This is a genomic window from Streptomyces sp. PA03-6a (assembly GCF_033792765.1).
Taxonomy (GTDB): domain Bacteria; phylum Actinomycetota; class Actinomycetes; order Streptomycetales; family Streptomycetaceae; genus Actinacidiphila.
On the sequence record NZ_JARAVK010000572.1, the window covers coordinates 1 to 1,074 of the forward strand.

The 1,074-nt window shown below is 77.4% G+C and carries 1 protein-coding gene; it reads right to left on the reverse strand.

Annotated features, from left to right (window positions below):
• The coding region (locus PV350_RS46675) for a helicase-related protein (RefSeq protein ID WP_500339317.1) at positions 1-1,074 on the reverse strand (1,074 nt) is incomplete at both ends.

The following is a 1,074-nucleotide window of genomic DNA, read 5'->3' on the forward strand; positions in this document are numbered from 1 at the left end:
CTCGGGGGAGGGGAAGCGGGGCCGGGCGGTGTCCTCGGCCTCGTTCCAGCAGCGGTAGGCGGTGCCGGGGGCTTCGCGTCCGGCGCGTCCGGCGCGCTGGGCGGCGGTGGCGAGGGAGGCCCGGACGGTGGTGAGGGAGCCGAGTCCGCGGGCGTGGTCGGTGCGGGGTTCGCGGGCGAGGCCGGAGTCGACGACGACGCGTACGCCGGGGACGGTGAGGCTGGATTCGGCGACGGAGGTGCAGAGGACGATGCGGCGCCGGGTGCCGTCGCCGCCGCGGAGCACGGCGTCCTGGACGGCGGTGGGTGCCTGGCCGTGGAGTTGGAGGACGTCGGCGCCGGCGTCGCCGAGCATCCCGGCGACGCGGGCGATCTCGCCGGTGCCGGGGAGGAAGCAGAGGACGTCGCCGTCGGTGGTGCGCAGCGCGGTGCGGACGGTGGCGGCGACGTGGTCGAGGAAGGCGGGGTCGACGCGCATGCCGTGCGGCGGCCGTATGCCGTGCGGCGGGGGCGCGTGGGTGACGGTGACGGGGTGGAGGCGGCCTTCGGCGTGGACGACGGGTGCGTCGCCGAGCAGCCGGGACCAGGCGTCGGCGTCGGTGGTGGCGGAGGCGGCGACGATGCGCAGGTCGGGGCGGAGGGCGGCGCGCACGTCGAGGAGGAAGGCCATGGCGGTGTCGGCGTCGAGGTGGCGTTCGTGGCACTCGTCGAGGAGGACGGTGGTGGTGCCGGGGAGTTCCTGGTCGCGCTGGAGGCGCTGGAGGAGGACGCCGGTGGTGACGACCTCGACGACGGTGCCGGGGGAGACCTTGCGGTCGCCGCGCACGGTGTGTCCGACGCGGCCGCCGGCCTCCTCGCCGAGGAGCCAGGCCATGCGGCGGGCGGCGGCCTTGGCGGCCATGCGGCGTGGTTCGGCGACGACGACGGTGCGGGTGGGGCGGTCGTCGTCGAGGAGCCCGGCGAGGGCGAGCGGGACGAGGGTGGTCTTGCCGGTGCCGGGCGGGGCGGCCAGGACGGCGCAGCCGTGGCTGTCGAGGGCGTCGTGGAGGGCGGGCAGGGCGGTGCGCACCGGGAG